The sequence below is a fragment of the Microvirga sp. P5_D2 genome (assembly GCF_054049475.1).
Genome location: NZ_JBFUMH010000276.1, coordinates 1 through 3,956, shown reverse-complemented (window position 1 = coordinate 3,956; position 3,956 = coordinate 1). Strand labels below are relative to the sequence as shown.

The following is a 3,956-nucleotide window of genomic DNA, read 5'->3' as shown; positions in this document are numbered from 1 at the left end:
ATGTGTGAAAACGCTGACGGGCAGCTCCATGACGCAATTTTGTGTCCCGCAAGCTGCACAAGGCCGTGAAATCCCCGGCTTTCAAGGGCGAACTTGTACAAATAGTTCGCCATGAGCCGCGCGGTTTGAGTTTTCACACAGGCTCGATCGGCAGAAGAAAGACTATCCCCAGCACTACCAGGAAGCCAAAGTGCTCTAATTTGGCGAACTTCCTTGCCAGTACGTTGGGGCGGATACTCGTGACGACTCGGCCCCATCCAGGGGCGGTATCGGCAGCATATTGAAGATCGCCAGGATCAGGTTCAGCAGGATCGACTGATAGAGGGTCTGAACCAACCAAGGCGCAGTGGTCTCGGGCAAGGGCGAGGCAGCCCGCAGAAGAAACGCCGATATCAAGGCGAGCGCAAAATTCGTCAGTGGTCGAGCCAACGCAACAAGGGCCATGTCCCGACGCGGATGGCCTAACCGCCCGAATGCCACTGGGACAGGCTTCGCCCGCCCAAACAGGAAAGTTGCCTTGTCAAGACGAGCAGGGCAGGGAGCAGGATGGTTCCAAAGAGGTCCACATGCTTCAGTGGATTGAAGATGACTCGGCCAAGACGATGCGCCGTATCGTCTCCCAATTTCCAGGCCGCGAACGCATGCGCTGCTTCACGAGAGGTGATTGTGATGGGGATATAATCCAGGTCGATGCGGGTTCGACGGTATCTGGAGGGTTCAAGAAGCAATCCTCATCATCGTGTCAGTGATAACCAGCCAATTTCTTTCGAGCCATAAATTTTTTCGCTATCGAGTCTTCAGGGTACTAGAATTTAACTCTGAAATGATGCAGTCACATCTCGAAGGATCGCTTTCATTCAGGCAACTTGTTGGTAATGTAAACGATTGCCGGTCGGCCTATCAGGCCGTGTTCAGGAATCGACCTTGCAAAGCTGTGTCGGAAGGCTTAGGTGCGGCGCAGATCACAGGTATCGATTGTGCTGCACGGGTCGTTCCTGCTGATTCTGTCAGAACATCATCTTGTTCTATTGACCCTCCAAACCGTTTCCCGTGCGGCTGAGGACAAAAACTATGAGCGAGAGTGCAACCTCTCCGAACTACATTGAACTCTCTGCTGACATCGTCTCGGCTTACGTCAGCAACAACTCTGTGCCCGCCTCAGACCTGCCGTCGCTGCTCCACTCCGTCTATGCCGCCCTGACACAGACGCAAGGTCAGAAGGAGGAGCCTAAGGCCGAGTTGGTGCCTGCGGTTTCGGTGCGAAGGTCCATCACTCCGGATGCCATCATCTGTCTGGAGGATGGCAAGTCGTTCAAGTCGCTGAAGCGCCATCTGCGCACGACCTACGACATGACGCCCGAGCAGTATCGGGCCAAGTGGAACCTGCCAGGGGATTACCCGATGGTTGCCCCAAACTATGCCAAGGCTCGTTCCGAGCTTGCCAAGACCATGGGCCTCGGCCAGCAGCGCACGAAGAACAAGGCTCCGATAGAGATTGCCGCGAATGAGGTTGCTCCTGCCAAGCCGAAGCGGGCTGCCGCAAAGGCGGCTGCGACATCCCAGGAAGTGATTGCGCCTGCGAAGGGTCGCCGGACGAAGAAGACTGCGTAGTTCACCCTCATTGCGCGGATCGGCCATAGCCGTTCAGGTGCTGACTGCCAAACCCGATGCTCCCAAGCGTCGGGCTTTCTTTGCCGCTCTGTTCTATGCCTACGGCATTAAGACCCTGTTTACTATGATTGCCCATCGTGTTGGCTCCAGGATTGGAGCCTTGCCATGGTTCGTGCTGATCAGGCTCTCGACACCCATCTTGATCGGAGCGGCGGCACCAGACGAAGTGCGCTGAAGACGGTGCTGATCGGCATAGCCCTTGCGGCATGTGCAGGCTCTGCCTGTGCCGAGAGTTTTCTTCTGGCACGAACAACTGACCTCGTCCATGTTGTAGGACCCGCAGGCCCGACCCAAGCGTGGATTGATTTCTGCCGGAGCTATCCTGATGAATGTCGTGTCGATCTCTCCCAGCCTGCGCGGATTTCGCTGAACGCTCAGGTGTGGGCTGCCCTCGCGCAGGTGAATGAGCGTGTAAATTCAACGATCCTAGCCGTCACGGATCAGGATCATTGGGGCGTCCTCGACCGGTGGGACTTTCCTGATGATGGCCTTGGCGACTGCGAGGACATCCAGATTCTGAAACGGAGGCTGCTGGTCGAGGCGGGGCTGCCCCATCGGGCCATGCGGATGACAGCGGTCATTGACGAGCACGGGCAAGGACATGCTGTGCTCATGGTCCTTACCGACCGAGGCGACTTTATTCTCGACAACAAGCGAGACGAAATCCTACCCTGGCGGCGAACCGGCTATGCTTTCATCAAACGGGAAGGCACGAACAGTAGGGCATGGGTCGCTCTTGGAGATCAGCCTGCACCATTTCCAACAGCAAACCGGTAGGAGACGCCGGAGTTCACGAAGAACTCTCGAGCCAGACGGGTGTGCAGTGGAAACGCACCTTCGGTTGGCTCAGAGGTGACAAGACCTCCTAACACCTCGGGGTCGTGGACGAACGTACCCTGATGTTCGACGGGAGGGCTCTGGCAGAAGAGCCGGTTCATCATGACCGCGCACCGGGCCGATTACGGACTCGTGAGGCGTCTCGGCGGGGAAGAGTTCGCCGGGATCTCGTCGAATGCCGCACTGGAGCAGATCCTTCCGGCGCTTGGTGAGCTGCTGCGTGYGATTGTGATGCCTGGCGGCGTTGTCCGGATCACGATGTCGGCGGGGATCGCCATCCGCGAGCCCTTCGATCCATTCGAGCGACTGTATGCAGAGGCGGATGAGGCGCTCTACCGGGCCAAGCGCTCCGGTCGCAACCGCATCGAGCTGTCGGCGCGTGCGCAAGAGCTTCTCCCGTCGGATCAGAGATTGACAGCTGGCCCATAAGCGGCATGAGGCGAGCCTCGGGTGTCCATAGAAAGGCGACCACGGACATGCGAGATCAACCCCATGCACTGTAAGTGCGCGATCTCAGTCCGGTAAGTGAGGAAACGTTTGGGGCAGTTCGGCCTGTAGCGATGTTCTCAGGTGTCTAGAGGGCGAGGATCTAAAACCGATGGTTTCTACTCCGTCGCAATCGCCTGATCTTCTGCTCGAACAAAATCATTTCGTCTTCCGATGCTCACATAGTGGAAACCGTGGTGGCGCATGTCCTCGGGGCGGTAGACATTGCGCAGGTCCACCACCACCGGCGCCGCCAGCGCCACCTTCAGCCGCTTGAGATCGAGCGCCCGGAACATGTCCCACTCGGTCACGATCACCAACGCATCCGCATCGCGGGCGCAGTCATAGGCGTCCCGGGCGTAGTCCACATCGGTGAGCATGGCGCTGGCGGCAGTCATGCCCTCGGGRTCGTAGGCCCGCACCCGCGCCCCGGCATCCTGCAGCGCCGTGATCACGTCGATCGAGGGCGCCTCGCGCATGTCGTCGGTGTTGGGCTTGAAGGTCAGCCCCAGCACCGCGATGGTCTTGCCCCGCACCGCGCCGCCGCAGGCCGCGATCACCTTGCGGCCCATGGCGCGCTTGCGCTGGCTGTTGACCGCCGCCACCGTCTCGACCAGGCGCATCGGCGCCTCGWAGTCCTGSGCGGTCTTGATCAGCGCCAGCGTGTCCTTGGGAAAGCACGAGCCGCCATAGCCCGGCCCGGCATGCAGGAACTTGGCGCCAATGCGGTTGTCGAGCCCGATGCCGCGGGCCACATCCTGCACATTGGCGCCCACCTGCTCGCACAGGTCGGCGATCTCGTTGATGAAGGTGATCTTGGTGGCCAGGAACGCATTGGCCGCATACTTGGTCAGCTCCGCCGTGCGCCGCGACATGGCAAGCAGCGGCGAGTGGTTGAGGTAGAGCGGGCGGTAGACCTCGTGCATCACGCCTTGGGCACGCTCGTCCTCGGTGCCGATGAC

4 protein-coding genes are annotated in these 3,956 nt (G+C 59.4%); 3 read left to right on the top strand and 1 reads right to left on the bottom strand.

Going from position 1 to position 3,956, the window contains the following annotated elements:
- The first annotated feature begins 1,071 nt into the window (after positions 1–1,071).
- The 3 genes from ACXJKO_RS30290 (at position 1,072) to ACXJKO_RS30280 (ending at position 2,937) form a co-directional block, all read left to right on the top strand.
- On the top strand, positions 1,072–1,611 hold the full coding sequence (locus tag ACXJKO_RS30290) for a MucR family transcriptional regulator (RefSeq protein ID WP_457094726.1): 540 nt from the start codon (positions 1,072–1,074) through the stop codon (positions 1,609–1,611).
- Between the two features lie 165 nt (positions 1,612–1,776).
- Positions 1,777–2,448 (top strand): transglutaminase-like cysteine peptidase, encoded by a 672-nt coding sequence (locus tag ACXJKO_RS30285; RefSeq protein WP_457094725.1) that lies wholly within the window; start codon positions 1,777–1,779, stop codon positions 2,446–2,448.
- Between the two features lie 162 nt (positions 2,449–2,610).
- Positions 2,611–2,937 carry a diguanylate cyclase gene (locus ACXJKO_RS30280; protein WP_457094724.1) on the top strand — a complete coding sequence of 109 codons (327 nt, stop codon included), beginning with the start codon at positions 2,611–2,613 and terminating at the stop codon, positions 2,935–2,937.
- 176 nt (positions 2,938–3,113) lie between these two features.
- Here ACXJKO_RS30280 and ACXJKO_RS30275 read toward each other — a convergent pair.
- Positions 3,114–3,956: UDP-glucose dehydrogenase family protein (locus tag ACXJKO_RS30275; RefSeq protein ID WP_457094723.1), on the bottom strand; the 843-nt coding region annotated here is incomplete at its 5' end.

Excerpts from the sequence above, each read along its gene's own strand:
- ACXJKO_RS30290 (WP_457094726.1), top strand. The coding sequence starts at position 1,072 with ATGAGCGAGAGTGCAACCTCTCCGAACTACATTGAACTCTCTGCTGAC.
- ACXJKO_RS30285 (WP_457094725.1), top strand. The coding sequence starts at position 1,777 with ATGGTTCGTGCTGATCAGGCTCTCGACACCCATCTTGATCGGAGCGGC.